This window comes from Acetomicrobium mobile (assembly GCF_937920065.1).
The window spans coordinates 1-2,717 of record NZ_CALETC010000014.1 but is presented as its reverse complement, the minus strand read 5'-3'; the positions used below and the strand labels follow the sequence as shown (position 1 = coordinate 2,717).

The following is a 2,717-nucleotide window of genomic DNA, read 5'->3' as shown; positions in this document are numbered from 1 at the left end:
GCCGATCCCGTTAGAGGTTCCCTTTACAACGAGAATGGGCTGGATTTAGATAGCGTATTGAAGGAAATGGCTCTAAAGGGATCTTTAAAAAATAGGCCTGAGTTTACTGATAAAGGTACTTTAGAGCTCATAGAAATGGCTAAAGCAGATATCGTGGCAGAAGCTACGATTACCAATTTTGAAACGGGAGAACCGGGTTTATCGCACATGCGAAAGGCCTTGTCCATTGGCTCTCACGTCGTGACATCGAACAAAGGTCCCATTGCGCTGGCATTGGAAGAACTTGAAAGTATTGCCAAAGAAAATCGCGTTTGTTTGAGATATGAAGGGGTAGTACTTTCGGGTACACCTTGCATAAACATGGTCTTAGAGTGCATGAGTGGGTGCGATATAAAATCCGTTGCAGGAATTGTAAATGGCACGACTAATTTTATCTTGAGCAAAATGGAAGAGGGATACGATTATCCTGAAGCCTTAGTAGAAGCCCAAAAACTTGGGTATGCCGAGACTGACCCTACTTCCGATGTGGAGGGATGGGATTCTGCGATAAAAGCAGCAATAATGGCTAATGTTTTTTTCGGAGCAAAAATTAAGGTGACTGGCGTTGCAAGACAAGGCATAACCAAAATAACGAAAGAAGACATCGTTGAAGCCAATAAAGAGGGAAAAAGAATTAAATTAATCGCTGAAGTTAGAAAAGAAGGCAACGGCGTTTATGCAAGCGTATCTCCTGTTGCCGTTCCCAAATCGCATGTTTTGGGGTCTGTAATGGGACCAATAAACGCCGTAACTTTTGCGACGGATCATTTGGGGGAGGTCACCATAATTGGTCCCGGGGCCGGAAGGATAGAGACTGGCCAAGCGCTCTTGTCTGATATTTTGGCAATACACAGGTGTTATGTCTGCAAGTAGTATTCATCGTCGAACAGGAGTTCTACTTACATCCTAAAACTAAGCATTTTTACCGGTGGGGGTATACTGAAGAATACCGAGGTCTTAAACCAAAATCTTGCTATTATACAGATGAATAACTTACATCAACCGTTAGCGGAGGTGGTAGGTCATGAAAAGACCTTGGGTTTCTGTGTTGATTGCGTTGTTAGTGGTATTGATCGGAAGTTCAGCCTTTGCCTTCTATGGTCTGGCGCCTAGACATATGTGGGACGGATGGAGCCCCGGTCCTGCACATATGTGGGGAGGTTACGGCTGGTATGAAGACGAAGATTCAGGTCCGCAGCGTGGGTTTAAGAGATTGCCTTATAAATACGAGGTCCCAACAGAGATTGCTCAAAAGATGCGTGAGCTCGAGCGCGCGAAGCTGGACTTAAGGTACCTGTTCTTGGAAGATGAGATAGACAAAGAAAAGGCAAAGCAAATTCATGAAAAAATACTCTCGCTAAGGACTGAGATCTCCAGGTGGCAATTTGAACAATGGTTAACAAATGCCCAAAGATGGCAGCAGGAAAAGTCCCCCAATAAACAATAATAAAAATAAAAGATATTTTAATGCTCCTGCGCCACTTGGATAATCTTTCAATCTGGGTTACTATATAATTGTAAAAATTACAAGGGGGCGTTTGAATGAAGAAGGCGTTGCTAGCTTTTAAAAATAAGTTCGACGTGCCCGATGGGTTGGCGTTCAAAAGTGTTAGCGGCGCCTTAGAAAATTTGAAAGCAAACACGTTTGTGTGTGGAGAGGGTTGGCGATGTCCTGCCCTCTCCAATTTTTTACAGTAAAGGAGGGGCCTGGAAGTGGAGAATTTAACGCTCAAAGAGAAAATGGGGGTAAACGAGGTCAAGATAGCGGGGTATTTGCATTTCTTAAGCGGTGAATCAATTAAGGAAAACAGGTGCGGCAGGTATTTTCAGTGCTCCCTAAGAAGGGATTTCATTGACATTAATGGCGAGCCCAGACACGACTACCTGCTTCTTCGCACATATGACCCTGAAATAGGAGAAACTTTATGCTCGCTTGAGAATGGTGCACCTATTTATGTTGAGGGCGAGGCTCGTTCTTCCTTGGGAAGCGGGAAGATGTACATATTGGTAAAAAGCGTGACGCCTCTTTCTTAAGAAAGACTTGGCGAAGGGCAAGCTTGAATTATTGAAAAGCTTGCCTTAAAATAGTATTGTAAATTAGGTATATCTAACAATGTTTATATCGCCTATAATAAAAGACGTTTAGTATGAAACGTGAAATTGGAGATGAGCTGCATGACGCCGACTGAGGAAAAAAGAAGCTTTCGCGTAACGGGCATGACCTGTGCGACATGCGCGATGATAGTTGAAAAGGCTTTGAAGAAAGTAGATGGCGTGAAATTTGCTGCCGTTAACTTGGCCACGGAGACTGCCTTCGTGGTTTTGGAAAAAGACGTTCCTCAAAAAGTTTTAGAAGAGGCTGTAAAAAAGGTTGGTTACGGCGTAACTTATGAGCCTCAAGAAGACCTTGAGGCTCGTCGCTACTTAGCTTCGAAACGCAACGTCATTCTGGCTTGGTCGGTAACAGCGCCTCTAATGGCGTTAATGTTTTTGCACATGGCCGGTTATCACATTCCGTGGTTTTTTCACATCGAAGTGGCAGCCTCTGCTCTGGTCATTTTCGTGGCGGGCGGGCAAACGATCAAAGGAGCATGGATTGCCTTGACTCATTTTCATGCCAATATGGATGTGCTCGTTTTTTTGGGCTCCGTGATGTCCTTTATAACTGCCCTTCTGGC

General features: G+C 44.1%; 5 protein-coding genes. All 5 read left to right on the top strand.

All coding sequences use genetic code 11. The features are described from left to right. The coding region (locus Q7P41_RS00385) for a homoserine dehydrogenase (protein ID WP_303881156.1) at positions 1–912 on the top strand (912 nt) is incomplete at its 5' end. A gap of 151 nt (positions 913–1,063) precedes the next feature. After that, the gene (locus Q7P41_RS00380; RefSeq protein ID WP_303881154.1) at positions 1,064–1,486 is read left to right on the top strand and encodes a hypothetical protein; all 423 of its coding nucleotides are present in this window, start codon (positions 1,064–1,066) and stop codon (positions 1,484–1,486) included. 95 nt (positions 1,487–1,581) lie between these two features. Next, positions 1,582–1,737: a hypothetical protein gene (locus tag Q7P41_RS00375; RefSeq protein WP_303881153.1), complete on the top strand. Its 156-nt coding sequence runs from the start codon at positions 1,582–1,584 to the stop codon at positions 1,735–1,737. Positions 1,738–1,752: 15 nt separating this feature from the next. After that, the gene (locus Q7P41_RS00370; protein ID WP_303881151.1) at positions 1,753–2,073 is read left to right on the top strand and encodes a hypothetical protein; all 321 of its coding nucleotides are present in this window, start codon (positions 1,753–1,755) and stop codon (positions 2,071–2,073) included. Positions 2,074–2,214: 141 nt separating this feature from the next. Further along, on the top strand, positions 2,215–2,717 hold a 503-nt coding region (locus Q7P41_RS00365), incomplete at its 3' end, for a cation transporter (RefSeq protein ID WP_303881150.1).